The 21,168-nt window shown below is 53.1% G+C and carries 19 protein-coding genes; 13 read left to right on the forward strand and 6 right to left on the reverse strand.

What is annotated here, in order from left to right:
- Window positions 1–49 precede the first annotated feature (49 nt).
- Genes GJJ30_RS02060 through GJJ30_RS02070 form a run of 3 tightly spaced genes read left to right on the forward strand, consistent with a single transcriptional unit; the run spans window position 50 to window position 3,926 of the window.
- Complete coding sequence (locus GJJ30_RS02060; protein ID WP_154172637.1) at window positions 50–937, forward strand: sterol desaturase family protein; 888 nt, start codon at window positions 50–52, stop codon at window positions 935–937.
- On the forward strand, window positions 934–3,453 hold the full coding sequence (locus tag GJJ30_RS02065; RefSeq protein WP_154172639.1) for a DUF5686 family protein: 2,520 nt from the start codon (window positions 934–936) through the stop codon (window positions 3,451–3,453). Before GJJ30_RS02060 ends, GJJ30_RS02065 begins: the two co-directional genes overlap by 4 nt.
- A 14-nt stretch (window positions 3,454–3,467) precedes the next feature.
- On the forward strand, window positions 3,468–3,926 hold the full coding sequence (locus GJJ30_RS02070) for a DUF2147 domain-containing protein (protein ID WP_154172641.1): 459 nt from the start codon (window positions 3,468–3,470) through the stop codon (window positions 3,924–3,926).
- Here GJJ30_RS02070 and GJJ30_RS02075 read toward each other — a convergent pair.
- On the reverse strand, window positions 3,910–4,659 hold the full coding sequence (locus GJJ30_RS02075) for a DUF3291 domain-containing protein (RefSeq protein WP_229312904.1): 750 nt from the start codon (window positions 4,657–4,659) through the stop codon (window positions 3,910–3,912). The two genes, GJJ30_RS02070 and GJJ30_RS02075, sit on opposite strands and share 17 nt — an antisense overlap.
- Window positions 4,660–4,713: 54 nt before the next feature.
- Window positions 4,714–5,274, reverse strand: a complete 561-nt coding sequence (locus GJJ30_RS02080) for an RNA polymerase sigma factor (RefSeq protein ID WP_154172643.1) — start codon at window positions 5,272–5,274, stop codon at window positions 4,714–4,716.
- A gap of 207 nt (window positions 5,275–5,481) precedes the next feature.
- Here GJJ30_RS02080 and GJJ30_RS02085 point away from each other — a divergent pair, with 207 nt between their 5' ends.
- From GJJ30_RS02085 to GJJ30_RS02095, 3 genes are read left to right on the forward strand one after another with little or no spacing between them, the layout of a single operon-like run.
- The gene (locus GJJ30_RS02085; RefSeq protein WP_154172645.1) at window positions 5,482–6,573 is read left to right on the forward strand and encodes a FecR family protein; all 1,092 of its coding nucleotides are present in this window, start codon (window positions 5,482–5,484) and stop codon (window positions 6,571–6,573) included.
- A 39-nt stretch (window positions 6,574–6,612) separates the two neighbouring features.
- Window positions 6,613–10,197, forward strand: coding sequence for a SusC/RagA family TonB-linked outer membrane protein (locus tag GJJ30_RS02090; protein ID WP_154172647.1), 3,585 nt, complete (start codon window positions 6,613–6,615; stop codon window positions 10,195–10,197).
- Between the two features lie 25 nt (window positions 10,198–10,222).
- Complete coding sequence (locus GJJ30_RS02095; protein WP_154172649.1) at window positions 10,223–11,725, forward strand: SusD/RagB family nutrient-binding outer membrane lipoprotein; 1,503 nt, start codon at window positions 10,223–10,225, stop codon at window positions 11,723–11,725.
- 261 nt (window positions 11,726–11,986) lie between these two features.
- On the opposite strand, the gene GJJ30_RS02100 is transcribed toward GJJ30_RS02095, so the two are convergent.
- Window positions 11,987–12,838 (reverse strand): aldo/keto reductase, encoded by an 852-nt coding sequence (locus tag GJJ30_RS02100; protein ID WP_154172651.1) that lies wholly within the window; start codon window positions 12,836–12,838, stop codon window positions 11,987–11,989.
- A 147-nt stretch (window positions 12,839–12,985) separates the two neighbouring features.
- Between GJJ30_RS02100 and GJJ30_RS02105 the strand changes: the two genes are divergently transcribed.
- The 3 genes from GJJ30_RS02105 (at window position 12,986) to GJJ30_RS02115 (ending at window position 14,551) form a co-directional block, all read left to right on the forward strand.
- Window positions 12,986–13,672: a hypothetical protein gene (locus GJJ30_RS02105; protein WP_154172653.1), complete on the forward strand. Its 687-nt coding sequence runs from the start codon at window positions 12,986–12,988 to the stop codon at window positions 13,670–13,672.
- Window positions 13,673–13,765: 93 nt separating this feature from the next.
- Window positions 13,766–14,410, forward strand: a complete 645-nt coding sequence (locus GJJ30_RS02110; protein ID WP_154172655.1) for a flavin reductase family protein — start codon at window positions 13,766–13,768, stop codon at window positions 14,408–14,410.
- On the forward strand, window positions 14,411–14,551 hold the full coding sequence (locus tag GJJ30_RS02115) for a DUF2256 domain-containing protein (RefSeq protein ID WP_154172657.1): 141 nt from the start codon (window positions 14,411–14,413) through the stop codon (window positions 14,549–14,551).
- Window positions 14,552–14,563: 12 nt separating this feature from the next.
- On the opposite strand, the gene GJJ30_RS02120 is transcribed toward GJJ30_RS02115, so the two are convergent.
- The 3 genes from GJJ30_RS02120 to GJJ30_RS02130 are packed head-to-tail and all read right to left on the reverse strand — an operon-like array spanning window position 14,564 to window position 16,020.
- Complete coding sequence (locus tag GJJ30_RS02120) at window positions 14,564–15,208, reverse strand: DUF2306 domain-containing protein (RefSeq protein WP_154172659.1); 645 nt, start codon at window positions 15,206–15,208, stop codon at window positions 14,564–14,566.
- 38 nt (window positions 15,209–15,246) lie between these two features.
- The gene (locus GJJ30_RS02125) at window positions 15,247–15,648 is read right to left on the reverse strand and encodes a group III truncated hemoglobin (RefSeq protein WP_154172661.1); all 402 of its coding nucleotides are present in this window, start codon (window positions 15,646–15,648) and stop codon (window positions 15,247–15,249) included.
- Between the two features lie 24 nt (window positions 15,649–15,672).
- Window positions 15,673–16,020, reverse strand: coding sequence for an ArsC family reductase (locus tag GJJ30_RS02130; RefSeq protein ID WP_154172663.1), 348 nt, complete (start codon window positions 16,018–16,020; stop codon window positions 15,673–15,675).
- A gap of 188 nt (window positions 16,021–16,208) precedes the next feature.
- Between GJJ30_RS02130 and GJJ30_RS02135 the strand changes: the two genes are divergently transcribed.
- The 4 genes from GJJ30_RS02135 (at window position 16,209) to GJJ30_RS02150 (ending at window position 21,153) form a co-directional block, all read left to right on the forward strand.
- A complete protein-coding gene (locus tag GJJ30_RS02135) occupies window positions 16,209–19,067 on the forward strand; it encodes an alpha-L-rhamnosidase (protein ID WP_154172665.1) in 2,859 nt (952 codons plus the stop codon).
- Between the two features lie 63 nt (window positions 19,068–19,130).
- Window positions 19,131–20,411, forward strand: coding sequence for an alpha/beta hydrolase family protein (locus GJJ30_RS02140; protein WP_229312949.1), 1,281 nt, complete (start codon window positions 19,131–19,133; stop codon window positions 20,409–20,411).
- 89 nt (window positions 20,412–20,500) lie between these two features.
- A complete protein-coding gene (locus GJJ30_RS02145; RefSeq protein ID WP_154172669.1) occupies window positions 20,501–20,704 on the forward strand; it encodes a hypothetical protein in 204 nt (67 codons plus the stop codon).
- Window positions 20,701–21,153 carry a PIN domain-containing protein gene (locus tag GJJ30_RS02150; protein ID WP_154172671.1) on the forward strand — a complete coding sequence of 151 codons (453 nt, stop codon included), beginning with the start codon at window positions 20,701–20,703 and terminating at the stop codon, window positions 21,151–21,153. The genes GJJ30_RS02145 and GJJ30_RS02150 overlap by 4 nt, the downstream gene beginning before the upstream one ends.
- Window positions 21,154–21,168: the final 15 nt, after the last annotated feature.

Genomic DNA, 21,168 nt, shown 5'->3' on the forward strand with positions numbered 1-21,168 from the left:
ATAACTGTCCAGCTACCATCTCCTGGCGTTATCATGAATCACGAACCGTATGCATCCCGTAACGCAGTACTTTGCCCACGTGCCCGATTCACACCGGATCGGGCTATTGATTTTTACCATCGCCCTGTTCTGGCACCTCGAAAACCGGCAAGATTGGCGACTCGATTTCCGCCGGTGGCGTCACGCGTTGACCAATGCCCGCTTCACGCTGGTGGATGGGTTGGTTCAGGTTTTTCTCGGGCTTTTGTTGCTAAAAGAACTCGATTGGATCGACACCCATAACTGGGGCCTGGTGCGGCATCTCCCCTTCGCCGACAATTCGTTCGTTCATTTTATGGCCGTTTTTCTGATCCTCGATCTGCTGGAGTATTGCTACCACGTCGTCATGCATCGTTACGGATACCTGTGGCGATTTCACGCCGTTCACCACGCAGACCCGCACGTCGATGTGTCAACGGTTTTGCGGGAGCATCCCGGCGAAACGTTCATCCGGCTGACGTTTTTGCTGTTGTGGGTTTTGGTTACCGGCCCCGCATTCTGGGCGCTCATGGCCCGGCAGTTCATCCAGATCATCGCCAACGTCGCAGCCCACGCCAACTACCGCCTGCCCGAATCGGTTGACCGGGTGGTAAGCTATGTGCTGGTTACTCCGAACGTTCACCACGTGCATCACCACATGGAACAACCATATACCGACAGCAATTACGGCGATGTCCTGAGCATCTGGGACCGGCTTTTCGGAACCTACAGCACGCTGGCCGTCGATAAGATTGTTTTTGGCCTCGATACGCATCCCGAACCGACCGACGGGGCGTCTTTTAACCATTTGCTGCTGCAACCGTTCCAGCCCGGTGTTGCCGATGAAGAATTCCCTTCGCCCGAAGTCTGGTCACCCGAAGTGAACCCGGTATCCGTTTCTGCCGAATCGGCCCGATGAACCGCTGGCTGCTTCTGGCCTGGATGGCCGGATGGGGAACACTCTCTAAGGCGCAACCCAAACCGGCTTCCTCCCCGCTGATCAACGTCCGGCTGACGGACGCAGCAACCGGTGCGGCCGTACCGTTTGTGAGCGGGTATCTCAAAAAGGGGAAAAACGGCAACGCGTCCGACGAACTCGGCCGGTTGAGCCTAACCGTCCGGTACGAATCCGATACGCTGATCCTCTCGCAGGTCGGCTACGAAACCGCCCTCATCCCCGTCACGCTCGCCCGGGTCGACACCATTCGGGTCCGGCTGAAGGCCATTACCGGTTTGTTGCAGGAAGTGACCGTCACGGGGTACCACGATCCGGGCAAAGCGCTGATGCGCCAGATCATTGCCCACAAACGCACCAACGATCCGCAAAACCGCAAAGCCTGGCTGCGCGAAACGTACGGACGAATGGAGGTCCTGATCGAAAACCTGTCGGCCAGCCGGGCGGGTACGTTCATGGGTAATCTACAGCAGGTTTACCAGCATTACGAGCACGATACGGCTTCGATGAGTTCGGTACCCATTTTTTTCCGGGAACAGTACAGCCGTGAACATCATCGGCACTCGCCCCAAAGCACCGCATCGTACGTGGTTGCCGAACAAAACCTGGGGCTGAAAACCGATGAACTCGCCAGTAAACTCGAGCGGTTTATTATTCCGTTCGACATCTACGACGGCGTTATTCCGATTCTCAAGCAATCGTTTGTCGGACCGGTTTCGGATCTGGGACTGGCCTATTACGCCTTTTCTCCGCCCGACACCCTAATCGATAACGGGATGAACACGTACCGGTTGCGGTTTCATCCGAAAAGAAAACACGAAAACACGTTCGAAGGAACGCTGTTGATCGACGCCGACAGTTACGCCATCCGGCAGGTGGACCTGGCGACCAGCCCCGGCGTAAACATGAATTTTGTCCAGCAACTGCTGGTCCGGCAGACGTTTGCGCCCCTGACCGACGCAAACCGGGAAACCGTGTGGCTCATGACCGAAAACAGCCTGAACTTTGCGTTTAAAAATGGGCTGGCGCTGCTCGGAATTCCCACCCGGGAAGATTCGACGAGTCGACAGATACACCTGATCAACACCACTAGTTACGCGCAGTACCAGATCGATCCGTCCGGCGTTACGGCAGCCAATTTTTTCCCGACGGCCCTCGAGCAGGCGACCCCAAAACCGTTCCGGGACGAGTACCGGCTCCGGCCCCTGACGATGCACGAGCAGGCGATTTATCAGGCCGTCGATTCCCTGAAAAATACGCCCCGGTTTCGCAGAACGACCCGCATGGCCGCGTTCATCGCCAGTGGCTATTGGGAAGTCGGCAACCGCTGGCGGTTGGGGCCGCTCAGTTCCATCATGAGTTCCAGCCGCATCGAAGGCCTGCGGTTTCGGACCAGCATCTGGTCGATGGAAGGGTTCGATCCGAACTGGTGTTTCTGGGGGTATCTGGCGTACGGCACCCACGACCGGCGGTTTAAAGAGGTGTTTGGCGTCAAATACGTGCCCGACCGAAACCGCTACCGCAAGTACGAAGTGACGTTCAAGAATGACTACGATGCGCTGGTAGAATACGACGATCAGCTCGACAACGACAACCTGTTTACGCTGGCTTTACGCAAACCGATTCCCGCTTTTCAGAATTTCATGCGGCAGGTCCGGCTCAGCCACGAGCGCGATTTAAGTCCGAACTGGTCGTCGAAGCTATACGTCAATTACGGTTCGCTGTCGCCCTCGTTCCGGTTCAGCTATCTGCCGTCGAGACGGGTGGAAAACCCTTCGGACACGTCCCATCGGCAATTGCACGTCCTGACGAACTCCGAAATCGGCGTCTATTTCCGCTACGCCCGCAACGAGCGAACGACCATTCTCAACTACGATAAAATCCGGTTGAACAGCTGGTATCCGGTCTGGCAATTTCACGTAGCGGGCGGTGTACCGGTTTTCAGGAATACGTATTTCGATTACCTGAAATTCAGCGTCAGTCTGTCGCAAAATCTGCCGATGCCGTTGAAAGGAACCTTGTATTATAACCTGACCAGTGGGGCGGTTTTGGGGACGGTGCCGTTGTTACTGCTGCACATTCCGCGGGGAAATCCGTATTTCGTTGCCGATAAATATGCCTTCAACGGCATGAGTCCGTACGAATTTGCCGCCGACCGGTACGTAAGTCTGATTACCCGGTATTCGCTGGGCGGACTGATCCTGAACAAGATTCCCCTGCTCAACCAGTTCGACCTGCGCGAACGCGTGACGGCCAATTTTTTCTGGGGCGATCTGGCCCAGACCTGCCGGAATTTCAATCAAATCAATTCATTCAAAACCACGGGGCGCACGCCCTACGCGGAGGTGGGCGTTGGGGTCGAAAATATTTTCAACCTGTTTTCCGTCGACTGCATCTGGCGGCTCAACCATTTGACGTCCGCCAATACCGCTCACGCGTCTCATTTTGGCATTTATACCGGAGTCCGAATCCAATTTTAATTACCTACCGTACGATGAAGAAGCAAAAAATCCCTGGGTGGTTTCTCTTACCGGCGCTGTTGCCCCTGCTGACGGGTATTTCAGGCCCTATGTCGCCCAACCGGATTGTGGGCGTTTGGGAATCTGCCGACAAAGACCTCCGGATTGAGATGCACGAAGACAAAGATCACCGGTTTTCCGGACAGATGATCTGGTTTTATTGCCCGCCCGGAACGCCAACGATGGAGCAATGTCTGGATTCCGAAAATCCGGATCCAGCCTTACGCAGCCGCTCCTGGCTGGGCCTGCGAGTCGTCGAAAATCTGACGTATCAGGGCGAGAACAAATGGGGTGGCGGTAAAGTATATGACCCGAATACCGGCCATACGTTCGATACGGAAGTGCGGCTGGTAAAGCCCGATCAGCTCAGCGTTCGGGGCTACTGGAAATTTGTCTGGCTGGGCCGCAGCCTGCAGTTCAGGCGGGTGCAATAAAAGCCGTTTCGGTTTCCAATGGCAGCGGTTTGCCGTTAAACGTGCCTTCGCTGTTCACAACCTGAAACCGGGCAAATAATTCTTCGGAATACCACCGCTTTTCGCGCGTCCGCCGAACCACTTCTTTGTGGCCGCTTTGGCGATACGCGAATTGTTCGATCACTTTTTCGTTCTTCCAGACACTGATCGTGCATTGCTGCAAAACCGGCTTTTCACCCACGCCGATGGCCAGCAGCAGGTCGTTGGCGTGGGTTTTCAGCCGTTGCCGAACCTGCGGAATGTGTCGCCAGAAATCGGGCAAAGCCGCCAGCCGAATGGTAGCGCGGGTCAAAACCGCCACCGGAAAACCGCCCGAACGCGGGCTGGCAGCGGTTTCAAAGGGATTTTGGCCATCCCAGGCGCCGTGCGAGCGGATGGGATTCAGGTAGAGCGTGCCGGTTTCTCTGGTTTCCCCGCAAATGCTTTTCCAGCGATCGGATTCGAAAAAAAGCCGGGCGGTTTTTTCGTCCGTCCAGACACCCAGAAAAACATAGGCCGACAAATCCGGGATCAGGCCGAAATTCCGCCCGCAGCCCATCATTTTCTGAAACCGCAATCCTTCGGCCTGAAACGGAGTCATAATCCAGCGGCCCATGTTGGCAAAAGCCCGGTACCAGCGCCGGGGCGGATACCGCAATAACGTAAAGGTGACAATCACGTGAAAAGCACTTTGAATCTGTACAAACAGATACAACTAGTCAGACCGTTTGTTTGATTTTATTTAGCAGGAGGAAAAACCGGTCGCCGATTAAAGCAGTAAGGTGTGCCAGCCGTCGCGCAGCTTGTTCACCGCCCGGTGGAGCAGATTGGCCACGGACTGGTAGTTGAGCCCCATCACTTCCGCGATTTTATCGTTGGGCAAAGCCGCAAAAAATTTCAGGTGAACGGCTTCCTGCTGGCGGTCGGTCAGGGTTTTCAGCAGATTCTCCAGACGGCTGCGCTGGTAGGCCGACAGTTCCGTCCGGATCAGTTCGTCTTCAAAGCTTTCCTCAAAAAACGACCCTTCCAAAAAATCGTCTTCCATCGATTCCGTATACCCCCGCCGGATGGATTCTTTGTAGAGTTTTCGCCGTAACGATTTGAAGAGATAGACGCGCACGTATTCCGTCTGGGCAATGTTCCGGCGGTAGGCCCAGAGTTCCACAAACAGATCCTGAATGCCATCCTTGAGCACATCGACGTCACGGGTAAACTTGGACCCGTAGTGGTATAACGGCCGGTAAAAACGCCGGATGAGTTCTTCAAAAGCCAGCTCATCCCCAGCCCGAATCCGCTCCCAGAGATCCGGATCGGTCAGTTTAGTTTCCATTGCATCGGTGGACAGGACATTAAAATAGGTTTACGCGGTTGCTTTCACAAGTCATTATCTTCCCAAATTAGTGGATTATCTGTAAAAAATAGTAACAAGTCGAGAAATTTCCTGCCAACAAAAAAATCGCACGAAAGTGGGTATCAACCTGAAAAAACGTTCTATCTCCCAATATCCACAGAGCTCCGGGAACCGTACCACCTCATTATGCAGGCGTATCAGCATTACAAAGCCGAAGATTTTTTAACCGACGATTTGTTCATCGCCTGGGTCTATAACCGCGACGCAGCGGCTGCGGCTTTCTGGTCCGACTGGATGGCGCAGGCGCATCCGAACCGGGCCGAAGCGCTGCTCGCCAAGGATATTCTGGAAGCGTTGAACATCCCGGATGCTGCGGTTACCGAAGCCGCGCTGGCGGACGAAACCGGTCAGATCATACGGCGAATCCGGCAACCCACGCACCAGAAAATGCCGGTTTTACGGCGCGTATGGTATGTGGCTGCGGCCGTGGTTCTGCTGCTGGGCGTCAGTTGGTTCGTGTGGCGAATCCCGCAAAAACCGCTGGCGCTGATGGCACTGCTGCCGACGGCTCAATCCGGCGACGGCGTGGTGGAACAGGCCAACCGGACCAGCAAACCGGTTCGGGTGACCTTACCGGATGGCAGCACGGTTCGGCTGCAGCCCAACAGCCGGATTCAGCACGTCGCCGGTTTTGGTCAACAGGTGCGGGCGGTGGTGCTGACAGGCGAAGCGTTTTTCGAGGTGGTTCCGAATCCGAAAGTTCCGTTTCTGGTGTACGCCCGCGACGTGGTGACGCGTGTCGTTGGAACCAGTTTCACGGTGAAGGCCTACGACGAAAACCCGCAGGTGACGGTGGCCGTACGGACCGGGCGCGTGACGGTTTATTCGCGGAAAGAACTCGAACAACACCGGAATGCGGCCAAACCGGAAGTAACCGGCGTCGTTCTGACCCCGAATCAGCAGGTGGTTTTTAACGCAAAAGAGGAAGTTTTCCGCAAGGAACTGGTTGAAAATCCGGTTTTTATCGCCAAAGATGCGGCTTCCGTTTCCTTCGATTTCGACGATGTGCCGCTGGCCGAAGTATTCCGGCGGATTGAAGAAACGTACGAAATCGACATCGTTTACAACGAACAGCTTCTGCAAAAATGCACGCTGACGGCTTCGCTGACCGGCTTGTCGCTGTATGAACAACTGCGACTGATCAGCAAATCACTCGAAGGTTCCTACGAGGTAACCGACGGCAAAGTGCTCATCCTGGCAACCGGATGTGGCGAATAAATCCAAAGTAACAATGCGACACCCCTTATTGAACAAACCATGAAAAAACGACTACTAACCCGACCGTTCGTGTTTTACCTCCGCCGGATGACATACCTGCTCCTGCTGCTGGCCGTCTCGCACACCGGTTTTTCGTTCAGCCCGGACCAGGCCACGCAGGAATTGCTCAGCCAGCGCGTCAGTCTGCAACTGAAAAACAAATCGCTGAAACAGGTTTTGACCACGATTGAAAAGCAGACGCAGGTCAAATTCATTTACGTACCGCAGAACATCCGCGTCGACCGTGACCTTTCGGTAGTCGCGACCAACGAACCACTTTCGGCGGTGCTGGAACGGCTGTTTGCACCCCTGGCGATTACGTACGAAGTTTCCGAAAACCGCATTATTCTGACCAAAGGCAAAACCGGCGAGATTCTGCCCGCAGAACCCGCGGCCACCGTTGCCGCGCTGGAACAGGCGGTTTCAGGCACGGTTTCCGACGACAAAGGCGAGAGCCTGCCGGGTGTCAGCATCACCATCAAAGGCACCACGCAGGGAACGACGACGGACGCCCAGGGCGCGTTTAAGCTCAACGTGGCCGACGGCAATGCGGTTTTGGTTTTCAGCTTTGTGGGCTACGCCAAACAGGAGGTCACCGTTGGCTCGCAGAGCGTCATTAATGTCCGGCTGCTGCCCGGCGATCAGACCCTGAACGAGGTGGTTGTCACGGCATTAGGGATTAAACGGGAGAAAAAAGCGCTGACCTATGCCGCCGGCGAAATTAAGGGCACCGATCTGGCGCAATCCAACGTCACGAACCTGGGAACGGCTCTGTCGGGGAAAGTGGCCGGGGTGCAGGTGACGTCTTCGGCGGGCGGGATGACCGGTTCGTCGCGGATTGTGATCCGGGGAAACTCCTCGTTATCAGGAAATTCGCAACCCTTGTACGTCATCGACGGCGTGCCGATCGACAACTCCAACCGCCGGGCGATCAGTTCGTTTCAGTTGCAGGGCGGTCTGGACGGTGGCGATGGGATTTCGAACATCAACCCGAACGATATTGAATCCATGACCATCCTGAAAGGCCCTAATGGCGCGGCCCTGTACGGCCAGTTGGGCGCCAACGGCGTGGTGATCATCACGACTAAATCGGGTCGGCGCAACCGCCGTCCGTCTATTCAGTACAGCGGCAGTTATTCCGTCGGTAACGCCCTCGTGAAACCGGATTACCAGAACGAATACGGGCAGGGTTACAACGGTCAGTTCACGTTTTACCGGCAGGCCAACGGCGTGGTGGCGCCGTTCAGCTCGACGCTGACGGGCGGTATTCCGAAGCTGAGTGCGGGCCGCAACCCGACAACGCGCGGAAGCTGGGGCCCGAAAATGCAGGGGCAGAAGATCGAAGATATGTGGGGCGATACGGTGAGTTATTCACCCGTCACCGATCCATACACGGCTTTTTTTCGTCCGGAAAAACAGGCTATGAATACCGTCAGTGTCGACGGGGGCGGTGAAAAAGTGAATTACTACTTTTCATTGACCAACCTGACCAACGACGGTTTTACGCCGACCAACAAACTGAACCGGAACTCGGTAACGGTGAAACTCTCGGCGGATATTGCCAAAGGCCTGAACCTGGACACGAAAGTCAATTACGTCAACCAGTTTGTGAATAACCGCCCGTACGTCGGCGACGACGGTCTGAACCCGGTTTACCGGTTTTTGTACGTGCCGCGGAGTCTGAACATGGATGGCCTGAAGCGGTATGAATACACGGCCAAAGACATTCGCTACTCGCAGGACCTGGGCGGCAACGGTTTTTTTGTCGGCGGTGAGAAGATTTTTGAAAGTAACTCGGTGACTTCCAACCCATTCTGGACCATCAACAATACCCACAACGAAGATACCCGCGACCGGATCATTGCCTACGCCAAACTGAATTACGAGCTGGCGAAAGGCATCAACGTCCAAGTTCGTTACGGAACGGATTTGTACTATGAACGGCAGTTTGGCTGGAAAGCCGTCGGAACACGCATTTCGCAAACCGGTGACGTTTTCGAGAACGTGGAGTACAACAAAACGGAAAACGTGGATGGATTGCTGATGATTAACAAGGAAGTTGGTGATTTTTCAATCAACGCCAACTTTGGTGCCAACCACCTCAGCAACAAATACCGCATCACGGGCAATGCCGGAACCCAGCTCAGCATTCCGGGTCTGTACGCCATCGGCCGGACGGTGTTGAACACGCCCCGGCTGGGTGTGGCCGAATCGGTCATCAACTCCGTTTACGGGCAGGCCAGCGTTGGTTTCCGTAACTATTTGTTCCTCGATGTGTCGGCGCGGAACGACTGGTCGTCGACGCTCCCGGTCACCAACAGTTCGTTTTTCTACCCATCCGTTGGGCTGAGCTGGGCCGTAACGGACGCGATTCCGCTCAATATTCCGGCGCTGGATTACTTCAAAGTGCGGGCTTCGTACGCCCAGGCTGGCCGCTCGGGCGATCCGTATTCAACGCTGGGTTATTATGGTCTGAATGCCAACACCTTCCTGAATCAGCCGCTGGCAACTTACACCAGCACAGTTGTCGATCCGAATCTGAAAAACGAGTTGAAAACCTCCTACGAAGCCGGTGCCGAATTACGGTTTTTGAAAAACCGCCTGAACCTGGATTTCACGTATTACCATTCGGTGACGAGCAACCAGATTTTGCCGATTGTCATCTCGCAGTCAACCGGTTACAGCAGCAAGTTGACTAACGCCGGTCGGATCGAAAACAAAGGGATCGAGTTTCTGATTGCGGGAACGCCAGTTAAACTCGCCAACGGTTTTTCCTGGGATCTGGGCTTCAACTTCTCAGCGAACCGCAACAAAGTCCTCGAACTGATCGACGGGGTGAACGAAATCGTGGTGGGTTCCGACCGCAACATCCGCGTCGTAGCCGCACCGGGCGAGCCCTACGGCCAGTTGAAAGCGGCCGATTATGCCTGGCTGAAAGACGCCAATGGCAACCGCCTGATCGACGACAAAGGCTTGCCGATTGTGCAGAGCATCGGAACCGTCGCTATTGGCAACGCAACGCCCAAATGGATTGGCGGGATTACCAACAGCTTCTCCTACAAAGGATTATCGCTGAGCGGTTTGATCGACATCCGGCAGGGTGGTCAAATCTTCTCGCAGGGACGCGTACAGGAAGCCGCTTACGGAACCTCGAAACGCACGCTCGAAGGCCGGGAAGGCGGTTTGATCGCATCCGGTATCAAGGCGCGTCGGGAGGGAAACCAGTGGATCAGCACGGGTCAGCCCAACGATATTCCGACAACCGCTCAGGCCTACTGGAACCGCGTGGCTTCAGACAAAGGCTTTGCCGTTGCGGAAGAATTTCTGTACGACGCCAGCTACGTTGCGATCCGCGAACTGCGGCTTTCCTACCAGCTTCCGGCGTCTATTCTCAAGAACAACAAAGTGGTCAGAGGAGCCTCGCTGGCGGTTTATGGCCGCAACCTCGGGTATCTCGAACGGCATACGGACGGTTTTTCTCCGGAAAACTCGTCCATCAACGTCAATTCCGGCACGATGGGAATGGAACAACACTCGCTGCCACTGCTGCGAACCGTTGGTGTAGACTTAAACCTGAACTTCTGATCGGAACCCAAACTGCATCGAAAACATGAAACGTATATCCAAAAAAATACTGCTTCCGGTCCTGGGTCTGATCGTCAGCGCATCGGCCTGTACCAACAATTTTGAGGAACTGAACACCTCGCCCACCCAGCCCCGCAGCGTTCCGGCCGAATACCTGTATTCGCAGGCGCAACTGAACGGTTTTCTGGCCGACGGCACCAACTGGTGGCAGGTCGGCTCGTGGGTGGAACAATGGGCCAGCGGATCGCTCTCGGCACCTTCACAATACCTCGAAGACCGCGACATTTACGAAACCAACAACTGGACATCGCATTACGAACTGATCAAGAACCTCGCGCAAATCCGGTTACAGGTTCTGAAAGGGCAGGAAGGCACCCCGAACGGGCGGACCAAACTGGCGATTGCCAAAATCACGGAAATTTATTTCTGGCAACGCATGACCGATTTCTGGGGTGATATTCCGTACACGCAGGCCGGTTTGCCCGACGATAACCTGATTTTGTTACCGAAATACGACAAGCAGGAAGACATCTACAAATCGTTGATTACGGATCTGGATGCGGCTATTAGCCAACTGACTGCGACGGATGTGTCGTACGCCAATGCGGATTTTGTTTACAAAGGTGACGTTACCAAATGGCGGAAACTAGGCAACTCCCTGAAACTCCGGCTGGGCATGCGGCTTCGCTACGCGGATGCGGCTTTGTCGCGAAAAACCGTTGAGGAAGCCCTGAAAGCGCCCCTGATTGAAAGCAACGCCGACAACGGCGCCATGCCGACGGTGACTCAGGATGGTAATCCGTTCGGTTATCACCCGATCATTGGTGGTTACAACGGCAGTAAAGAACTGAACCAGATGGCCGCTCCGTTTATCGATATGTTGCTGGCGAAAAACGACCCGCGTCTGCCGCGCATTGCCGAGCCAACCGAGAATTCCAAAAAAGCCGGGAAACCCATTTACCGGGGATTGGGCGTTGCGCTGGGCAGCAGCGTGATCATCAACCGCGATGATTATTCGTACGGCAACATCGCCATTTACAACGACCGGAAAGCGACGTTCCCGTACGTTTTTCTGGCGTATTCCGACAACCTGTTTTTCAAGGCCGAAGCGGCTTTGCTGGGCTGGGGCGGACTGACCCCGGCGCAGGCCGAAGGTTTCTACCAGGCCGGTATTCGGGCCGCGATGCAGATTCAGCCGTATTCCATCGCCGAAGCCGACATTGCCGCCTACATCGCGCGGGAAGGAAAGCTGACGGGTACGTCGGAGGAACAACTGGAGCAGATCATGACCCAGAAGTGGCTGAGCCTCTTCATGCGGCATTACGAAGCGTTTGCCGAATGGCGTCGGACGGGTTACCCTAAATTAAAACCGGGTCCGAATCCGGGCACCACCAACGGCCAGATTCCGCGCCGGGGCGTTTATTCGAGCACCGAACGGCTGCGGAATGCCACCAACTACAACGAAGCGTCGTCACGCATGGCGAACGGCGATACGTACCTGAGCAAGGTTTGGTGGGATAAGAAGTGAGTTTAAAGGGAATGATAAATGTAAAATGATGAACGCCAAATGTAAAAGTGCATGATCTGGAAACACTTTTACATTTGGCGTTCATCATTTTAGAGACTGTCAATATTTTATAATTTTCCCTTTCTTCGCTTTGCCCCCAACCCCCTAAAGGGGGCTTTGAAATGCCGATTAAAGCCCCCTTTAGGGGGTTGGGGGCAAAGCGAAGAAAGGGAAAATCTGAATTTTAGCCAGTTTCTTACATTTGAAATTTATAAACGGTTTTCACGCCGACAACGCTGCAAAGTCTTCGTCCGACAGCTCGATCTGATCCGCGGCCAGGTTTTCTTTCAGGTGGTCCAGCGAGCTGGTTCCCGGAATCAGGAGCATGTTCGGTGACCGTTTCAGCAGCCAAGCCAGCGCAATTTGCGAGGTTGTCGCCTGGTGTTTCTCCGCAATTTCCCGAATTTTACTGGCCAGTTTGTTCGGTCCCGATGCCAGCGGGTACCAGGGGATAAAGGCCATGCCACGCTGGATGGTATACTCCAAAACCGGCTCCCACTTCCGGTTGCCGAGGTTATACAGATTTTGCACCGACACAATAGGCAGCACTTTTTCGGCCCGCTCAATCTCTTTAATCCCGACTTCCGACAAGCCGACGTGCCGGATTTTCCCCGCCTGAACGGCTTCCACCACCGGTCCGAGCGTTTCTTCTACCGGTATTTCCGGGTCAAACCGGTGGAGTTGCCAGAGGTCGATGCGCTCCAGTTTCAACCGCTGAAGGCTGCCGTCGATCGCCAGTTGGATGTGTTTGGGATTGCCGTTGATCACCCACTGGTTCGGGCCAGTTCGGTCAAAACCGCCTTTGGTGGCAATCAGAAGCCCTTTCGGGTACGGATGCAGCGCATCGGCAATTAATTTTTCATTGGTGTGCGGGCCGTACGAATCGGCGGTATCGATAAAATTCACGCCCGACTCCACCGCCAGTTGCAACACTTTTTTGGCCGTTTCGCGATTGGGCGTTTCGCCCCACACGCCATGACCGGTCAGTTGCATGCCGCCGTATCCCAACCGGTTGATTTCCAGCTCACCCCCAATTTGGAAGGTCCGAGCCCCCTGTTCTGTCGTCTTGCTCATTGCGTCTTTTATTGAATGAATCAGGAACAACACAAGATCGATTGGCTTCTCGTTCCAATCCAGCGCAAAAAATTAGGCTACGACCCTTCCAACCAAATTCAAAAACCGGGAGTCCATGTCGGTAGTATCATACAACCTCCTTTTCCAATGAAAAACTTTTTAATTGGCTCCGCTTTCCTGTTAACCGTAGTAACCGGCTGCCAAACAACGGACACAGCCGTTACCCCCGAAATTTCCTCAACTTCGGTAACGGGCCACATCATCGGACGCGACAGCCTTTACACCGGGAATTACCTGGGTCTGGTGGTCAATGACGAAGCCGAAAATGTGTACAAAGTGGTTCAAACCCTTCAGCAGACCAAAGGCGTTACCTACCTGAACATCGTCAGTAATTTTGCTTCGGACTTTGCCCAGTTGCGCGAACGCATCCCCCTGTACCAGTATATGCTGCTGGACCAAAACCGGGGCACGGATTCGGGTGTGCAAATCAATCTGGAAGCCGATCAGATCAAAAGCATTTATTTAAACAGCGGCACAAAGCTTACGCAATGGCCCGCTAATTCAAAAACCTCCTCCATTCGGGTGGGCGATACGGCCGGTTCGCTGTACGAAAAACTGGCCAGCATCCGGCAGGTGAGCGCCTATGCCACTACCTTCGAGCGCATTCTGCTGCTGACCAAAAATCTTTCCAAACCGTATGATCCGGCCATGCGGCAGTCGCCCCAGTGGTATTTTGCCTACACCACCGAGCCCAACCGGATGGACGAAGTGCAGATCCATTTCAAGGATGGCAAGGTCGATCACATCTACGTGACCCACTACCAGACCAGGTAAAACCGGTCACCTCACAAACTTCAGCATCTGCAGGGACCAGATAACGCAAAATGCGTTCTACCTTTAGTGGCTATTTTTAAAACCAAACTGGTCATGCACCTGACAAAAGAAGCGATTGCAACTACCGAACGAATCAGACGTTTAAACCTTATTAATTCCGTCACCGGCATCAAACCGGCTAACCTCATTGGCACAATCTCGGAGAATGGCGAATCGAATCTGGCTATATTCAGTTCAGTGGTTCACCTGGGCAGCAATCCCGCCTTGCTGGGGTTTATTGTACGACCCGACCGGGAAGCGGGTCAGCATACTTACGACAACATTCGCAAAACCGGATTTTATACCATCAACCACGTTCAGGAATCGTTCATTGAACAGGCACATTACACATCCGCAAAATTCAAACGGGACGAGTCGGAGTTTGAAAAATGCCAGTTTACGGAAGAGTATCTTCCGGATTTTATCGCCCCTTTTGTAAAAGAAAGTCGGTTAAAATTAGGGATGAAACTTCGGCAGCTTATTCCGATCGAGCTGAACAATACGGTGTTGGTCATTGGCGAAATTGAGCACCTGATCGTACCGGATGAGGCCGTGGATCAGGAAGGGCACCTTGATTTGAGCCGGATTTCGGATGTGGGCATTTCGGGCTTGAACAGTTACTACAAACTGGAAAAAATTGCCCAGTTTCCGTATGCCCGCCCGAAAGACTTACCCGATTTTTCCGGAGAAAATAACTAGATGAAAAAGCAGGATTTACCCACCAAAATCTGTCCGGTTTGTGGAAAACCGTTTAGCTGGCGAAAAAAATGGGAAAATGTCTGGAGCGAGGTTAAATATTGTAGTGAACGATGCCGACGAAACAAAAATACTGCGGTATAAGATGTTTCTGATTTAGCCGTTCCAGACAGCATTGGCGTTATTGGCCCGACTTCTTCGTGTTATCCACCATTCCACAAAAAGGAGGTTCAGCACCCAACACAACCAGGCGACGATGGGATACGCCACCGAAAACGGCAGTTGAAAAACCGCCAGTTCGAGCGGCAGAATAATGCGGAGCGTTACGGCCGCCAGCGTTGCCGCGTAACTCCGGAACATCCACTCCTGATGGCTGCGGATTTGCCCCCGGCGAATGGCGCGATACGCCCGAAAAGTCGTGTAAAACCACGCAATCGCCAGGCAACCAAAGCCCAGGGCCGCCACCCAGCCCGTGCTGGCAAACCAGGCCGAACCGAACGCGCCCACGCTGCCGACCAGAATGCTGAACACGTAAATCTTGCCCAAAAACCGGTGTAACCTGACCCGGCGTTGCCGGAGTTTTGTGGAAAACTGAAACGGTCCGAGACTCAGAGCGATGGCTCCCAAACCGACGTGCGTGAAGAAAACCGTCCGCCAGAACAGATTGTCGAGCGGTTTGGAAGATAAAAACCCGGGTTGACTACCCGGCAGAAAATACGTTAGGGCGTAGAGCGATACGCCAAAAATGAGGAAATACCCAAAACCGGTGCCGATTGGGCGGAGGGATGTTTTCGTGGCCATCGTTTTTTCGCCTTGAAAACGAAAGGTAACCAATTAACTCAACCGCCCATGTATGAATCGTTGTTGATGTACTCGAATTTATTGTTCCAGACCAGTGCAATCTGCGTCGCCCGCTGCCGAACCTGCTCGGCGTTGGTCCCTTCAAAATGCTCCGTGAGCGTTTCCGAAAACAGTTTCAGCCACCGCTCGAAATGGTCGAGGGTCAGCGTTTGCTTCTGATTGACAAGCAGATGCGGCTGGAACGGATGGCCGTGGTAAGCGTTGTTGCCCAGAATGATATTCTCCCAGAATGCGTACATTTTGGGCAGATGTTTCGCCCAGTCGACCTGAGCGACATCGGTAAAAATCGGGCCGATAAAATCATCTGCCCGCACTTTTTCGTAAAAGGAATCCACCAAAAACCGGATGGCTTCCGGCGAATCCAGCGTTCGTTTGCTCATATCAGCTGCCAGCGCGATTGTTGTTCACTGGGAGAACACATTTTCGTAGGCTTCCGGTTTAAAACCGAGCGCAATAATTCGATTTTCGGCCTCGATCAGCGGGCGACGAATCACCGACGGTTTTTCGATCATGAGCGCGATGGCAGCTTCGGCCTGAGTCGGTTTTTCGGCGTCGGGCAGTTGCCGCCAGGTCGAGCCGGAGCGATTCACCAGTTCTTCCCACGGTTTCTGGGTCAGCCAGTTTTCGATCGTTTTCCGGTCGATTCCCTGTTTTTTGTAATCATGAAACTGGTAGTCAACGCCGTGTTCGGCCAGCCAGACGCGGGCTTTTTTCACGGTGTCGCAATTCGGAATGGCGTAAAGGGTATACATGAAATGAAGTTTACGAAAACGCGAAAGTAGTGAATTTGCATGGAAACGACGATAAGCGGCTCGTCCGCCGTTTCATACGGATTAGTCAGGTATTTTGCAGTAGTTTTATCGATGAGCCTCCCTTTCAGAACTAGCCCGCCAGACTGCCCAAAAGGAGTTTTTTCGGCGCAGAAACCGCTCGTTACCCTATGAAATCTGCTCAACCCGCGACCCATTCCGTAACTGTCCTTGCGCTTTTTGTTCTCCTTTTTTGCCACCAGACCTTTGCGGTTTTGCCCGATCTGAAACCCGTCAACCTGCGGACGGAATACAAACTAAATCCGGTGGTGGATGCGGCCAAACCGCGCTTAAGCTGGGAATTGACGTCGGCAGTTCGGGGCCAGTTGCAAACCGCTTACCAGATCAGGGTTGCGTCGTCACCGGATTTGCTGGCTGCGGACAAAGCCGATCTCTGGAATTCGGCCAAAACCAATGGTAGCGCCACGAATCAGATCGAATACGCCGGCAAACCGTTGGCTTCCCGAACGATTTGTTACTGGCAGGTCCGTAGCTGGGACAAAACCGGTCAGCCCGGCCCGTGGAGTTCGACCGCCCGCTGGGAGATGGGATTGCTGAACAAATCCGACTGGAAAGCAGACTGGATCGGCAACGACCTCACGGCTTTAGGAAAAGGGAAAGTGTATCACTTACCACCGGCGCCGTTTTTCCGAAAGGAAACCCAACTGAAAGCTGCCGTAAAACAGGCCCGCTTATACGTCACGTCGCTGGGGTTATACGAATTTCAAATCAACGGAAAACGCGTTGGAAAAGACCACTTTACGCCGGGTTGGACCGATTACAACAAGCGGGTTTATTACCAGACATACGACGTGACGACCGATGTAAAAACCGGTAAAAATGCGTTGGGCGCTATTGTTTCGGAGGGCTGGTACGCGGGTTATCTCGGCTACGCCCTGCTGATCGGCAATCCGGTTGTGAAGAATTTCTACGGCGATGTTCCGCTTTTGAAAGCCCAGTTAGAAATAGAATACGCCAATGGCGAAAAAGAAACCATCGCGACGGATCAGAGCTGGAAAACGAATCACGGACCGATTCTGGAAGCGGATATTTTAAACGGGGAAACCTACAACGCCAATCTGGAATTCGGGAATTGGAGCCAACCCGGTTTTGCCGATACAAACTGGAAAAACAGCACGGTTTATCCCGACAAAGCGGAACGAAAAATTGAAGTTTATCCGGGTAATCAGATTCAGGTTTTTCAGGAATTAAAATCAAAAACCGTTACGTCTAAAGCGGGCGGAAAGTATCTTTTTGATCTGGGACAAAATTTTGCGGGCGTTGTTCGGCTGCACGTCAAAGGCAATAAAGGCGACACGATCCGATTGCGGTTTGGCGAAATGTTATTTCCGAACGGCGAAATCATGACGGAGAATTTACGGAAAGCACGGGCCATCGATACCTACATTTTAAAAGGCGATAAAAACGGCGAAACCTGGATGCCCAAATTCACGTACCACGGTTTTCAATACGTCGAAGCCGCCGGTTTTAAAACCGCACCGGGCCTCGATGCAATCACCGGAATTGTCCTGACATCGGCCACTCCGCAAGCGGGTTCGCTGGAAACCGACAACCCGATGATCAACAAATTATACCAGAATATTGTCTGGACGCAGCGCTCGAATTATTTCGATATTCCGACGGATTGTCCGCAGCGTGATGAACGGCTGGCATGGACGGGCGATGCACAGGCGTACATTAAATCCGCTACATTTAACAACGATATTGCACCCTTTTTTACCAAGTGGCTGGTCGATTTAAACGATGCGCAGCGGCCCAATAATGCCTATCCCTTATATGCGCCCGCACCCAACGTTCGTAAAACCGATACTTATTCGCCGGGCTGGTCGGAATCGGGAATTGTCTGTCCGTACACGATTTATAAAACCTACGGAGACACGCGCGTGATTCGGCAATTTTGGCCGAACATGGTAGCTTATCTGAAATTTATGGAGGAGAAAAGCAAGGGCGAATACGTTTATAAAGAGCGGAGTTTTGAGGATATTTCTCCCAAAGGCGGCTACGGTGACTGGCTTTCGGTGGGCAAAAAAACGCCACCGGATTTGCTCGCTACGCTGTATTACGGCTACTGCGCTTCGTTAATGGCTGAAATGGCCAAAGCGGTTGGAAAGACGGAAGAATCGGTTTATTACGAGGGTATTTTCAACAAAATAAAACAGGCTTTTCTGAATCATTACACCGATCAAACGGGCAAATTTAAAACGAACAGCTCAGCCTATGGCGACGGCGAAGGGTACGTAATCGAAGGAAAATCAGGCTTTGATGGCCATACGCAAACCGCCTATGCCAACGCCATTTACATGCACATGCTGACGCCGGAACACGATCAGAAAGCCGGGAACTGGCTGGCCGATCTGATCAAAGAAAATGACAATAAACTGGCCACCGGTTTTTTAGGTCTCAAGCCTTTATTGCCCGCACTTTCAGCTACCGGACATACAAAAGAAGCCTACCAGTTATTATTAAGTACGGAATATCCATCCTGGGGTTTTGAAGTTATCAACGGGGCCAACACGATTTGGGAGCGCTGGAACAGCTACATCAAAGGCAAAGGTTTTGAAAATAATTCCGGTATGAATTCCTTTAACCACTACGCATTCGGATCGGTCAACGAATGGTTATTTGGCAACGCAGCCGGTTTAAAAGTGGGCGAAGCTGGGTATAAAACGTTTACGATCCGGCCCGAAATTGCCGCCGAAGGAATCCGTTCGGTGAAAGCCAGTTATTATTCGATGAATGGACTGATTGAAACCGCCTGGAAAAAAGAAGGCTCAACGGTTTCGTTCAAAACCACCGTTCCGGTCAATACGACCGCAACGGTTTTTATTCCGACAACGAATCCGGCGACGGTTAAGGAATCAGTGAAAGCATTAAAAACGAATCCAGCAATTCGCGTTAAGGCATTTAAAGACGGTTATTTACAGGTCGAAATCGGCTCCGGAACTTATCAGTTTACGTCCCAAAACTAAGCGCTTCCAATGGCACACCACCGAGTCGCAAACCAAGTCAGGATTTTGAAAAACCGCCTGCTCATGCTGCTGATGAGCGTCTCGGTACTGGCGCAGGCTCAGACAACTTCCGACGCTTTTCTGCCCGGCGATCTCCTGCCCGACGCCCCCGAACTGGCACCCCGTGGCCGTTTTGCGGTAGGCGTCCGAACCCTGAAACTGGTCCACAAAGCGCAGTTGGATGTGTTGCATACGAAAGATGGAACCAGTCCGACTTACGACCGGCCACTGACGGTGGAAGTCTGGTATCCGGCGCTGATTCCGGCTGGGAAAGCACAACTCGTTACGTATGAGGAGGTTCTGGGCCGCGCCAACGATCCCAAACGGCCGCTGGTTCCGTTTACGTTTGGGGGCCGGGCGCTGCGCGAAGCCGAACCTGATCCGGCCGGGGGCAATCCAGCCGGGGGAGCGTATCCGCTGGTGATTGTGTCCCACGGTTATCCGGGTTCCCGGCTTTTGCTGACGTATCTGACCGAAAACCTGGCTTCTAAAGGCTATGTCGTCGTTGCCATCGACCACACCGAATCGACCTACCGCGACCTGAGCGGTTTTCCGAGCACCTTGCTCAACCGCTCGCTCGACGACCTGTTTGTGCTGAACGAAATGGCCCGGCTGGGTGCCAAAAACGCGAACAATTTTCTGGCGGGTCTGGTCAATGCCGACAACACCGCGCTCATCGGTTACTCGATGGGAGGTTATGGTGCGCTCAATGTCATGGGGGCGGGTTACAGCGCGCAGGCGGTGAAGTTTTTCGGTCAGCTGGCGAACGGCAGTACGGCGTTGCAAACCCGCACCCTCAGCGATCCCGGTTTTAAAGCGTCGCTCGATTCGCGCATCAAAGTCATGGTGGCGTTTGCGCCCTGGGGCATGGAGCGGGGCGTTTGGGACGCCGAAGGACTCGCAGGACTGACCCGACCGAGCCTGTTTATTGCGGGCAGCAAAGACGATGTGTCGGGCTACGAAAAAGGCATCAAAGCCATTTACGAAGGAGCCGTCAACGCCGACCGCTATTTGCTGACTTACGTGAATGCCCGGCACAATGTGGCGCCCAATCCGCCCCCGGCCGCCACGTTGAAACCCGGCCAGCCGCTCGATGATTACCAGCATTTCTCGGAACCTGCCTGGAACGAGCGTCGGATCAACAACATCAACCAGCATTTTGTAACCGCTTTTCTGGGCCTGCACCTCAAAGGACTCGACTACGCGAAATACCTGACGTTGCCCGAAAACGCCAATGACAGCCCCTGGAACGGTTTCAAACCCCGGACGTCGGTGGGGCTGGAAATGCGGCACGCGAAGCCGTGAAGTCGGACTATAGGCATCTTTTGTTCCATATCAATTGGTTGCTCAAATTCCGACAATTGAATTATCTTTATTGAAAAAAAGCTTCAATCATGTTAATAGAGCGAACGGCCAACGAGGTCATTATTCGACTGCCTGCCTCGGTGGACATCACCGGATTGCAGCGGGTTGTGGATTATTTGACCTACAAAGAAGCAACCGCCAATTCAAAAGCGAATCAGGAACAGGTAGATGAATTGGCCAAAGAAGTAAAAAAAGGCTGGTGGAAGCAAAACCGTAAGCGATTGTTGAAATGAGGAAAATAATTGTTGATACCAACATTATTTTCTCATGCCTTTTGAATACGCAAGGCACTATTGGCGACCTGATTTTTAATTCCAATGATATCTTTGAGTTTTACAGCAATGAGTATATGCGTTATGAAATACGCAAGCATTGGGCGAAAATCAAAAAGATTTCCAAGCTCACCGATCTACAGCTTGAGACTTCTTATGACAAGCTTCTGACCAAACTGACTTTCATAAACGAAGGGCTGATTCCTAAAATCATTTGGAGAAAATCCGAGGTTTTAGTGGCTGATATTGACGAAGACGACATCGATTTTGTAGCCTTAACGAAATATTTGAAAGGCAGTTTGTGGACAGGAGATAAAATTCTTTATTCAGCATTAAAGGCAAAGCGTTTTCGCACGGTTTACAATACGGCTGAACTGGTTAAACTCAGAGATAAGGTTGCTGAAAAGTAAATATATCAGCGCAAA

This window comes from Larkinella terrae (genome assembly GCF_009668025.1).
GTDB lineage: Bacteria > Bacteroidota > Bacteroidia > Cytophagales > Spirosomataceae > Larkinella > Larkinella terrae.

What these genes read in the sequence shown, in the direction of transcription:
- GJJ30_RS02060 (WP_154172637.1), top strand. Translation starts at nt 50, where the DNA reads ATGCATCCCGTAACGCAGTACTTTGCCCACGTGCCCGATTCACACCGG.
- GJJ30_RS02115 (WP_154172657.1), top strand. Translation starts at nt 14,411, where the DNA reads ATGAAAAAGCAGGATTTACCCACCAAAATCTGTCCGGTTTGTGGAAAA.
- GJJ30_RS02090 (WP_154172647.1), top strand. Translation starts at nt 6,613, where the DNA reads ATGAAAAAACGACTACTAACCCGACCGTTCGTGTTTTACCTCCGCCGG.
- GJJ30_RS02065 (WP_154172639.1), top strand. Translation starts at nt 934, where the DNA reads ATGAACCGCTGGCTGCTTCTGGCCTGGATGGCCGGATGGGGAACACTC.
- GJJ30_RS02105 (WP_154172653.1), top strand. Translation starts at nt 12,986, where the DNA reads ATGAAAAACTTTTTAATTGGCTCCGCTTTCCTGTTAACCGTAGTAACC.
- GJJ30_RS02100 (WP_154172651.1), bottom strand. Translation starts at nt 12,838, where the DNA reads ATGAGCAAGACGACAGAACAGGGGGCTCGGACCTTCCAAATTGGGGGT.
- GJJ30_RS02085 (WP_154172645.1), top strand. Translation starts at nt 5,482, where the DNA reads ATGCAGGCGTATCAGCATTACAAAGCCGAAGATTTTTTAACCGACGAT.
- GJJ30_RS02140 (WP_229312949.1), top strand. Translation starts at nt 19,131, where the DNA reads ATGCTGCTGATGAGCGTCTCGGTACTGGCGCAGGCTCAGACAACTTCC.
- GJJ30_RS02095 (WP_154172649.1), top strand. Translation starts at nt 10,223, where the DNA reads ATGAAACGTATATCCAAAAAAATACTGCTTCCGGTCCTGGGTCTGATC.
- GJJ30_RS02135 (WP_154172665.1), top strand. Translation starts at nt 16,209, where the DNA reads ATGAAATCTGCTCAACCCGCGACCCATTCCGTAACTGTCCTTGCGCTT.
- GJJ30_RS02145 (WP_154172669.1), top strand. Translation starts at nt 20,501, where the DNA reads ATGTTAATAGAGCGAACGGCCAACGAGGTCATTATTCGACTGCCTGCC.
- GJJ30_RS02070 (WP_154172641.1), top strand. Translation starts at nt 3,468, where the DNA reads ATGAAGAAGCAAAAAATCCCTGGGTGGTTTCTCTTACCGGCGCTGTTG.
- GJJ30_RS02125 (WP_154172661.1), bottom strand. Translation starts at nt 15,648, where the DNA reads ATGAGCAAACGAACGCTGGATTCGCCGGAAGCCATCCGGTTTTTGGTG.
- GJJ30_RS02110 (WP_154172655.1), top strand. Translation starts at nt 13,766, where the DNA reads ATGCACCTGACAAAAGAAGCGATTGCAACTACCGAACGAATCAGACGT.
- GJJ30_RS02080 (WP_154172643.1), bottom strand. Translation starts at nt 5,274, where the DNA reads ATGGAAACTAAACTGACCGATCCGGATCTCTGGGAGCGGATTCGGGCT.
- GJJ30_RS02130 (WP_154172663.1), bottom strand. Translation starts at nt 16,020, where the DNA reads ATGTATACCCTTTACGCCATTCCGAATTGCGACACCGTGAAAAAAGCC.
- GJJ30_RS02150 (WP_154172671.1), top strand. Translation starts at nt 20,701, where the DNA reads ATGAGGAAAATAATTGTTGATACCAACATTATTTTCTCATGCCTTTTG.
- GJJ30_RS02120 (WP_154172659.1), bottom strand. Translation starts at nt 15,208, where the DNA reads ATGGCCACGAAAACATCCCTCCGCCCAATCGGCACCGGTTTTGGGTAT.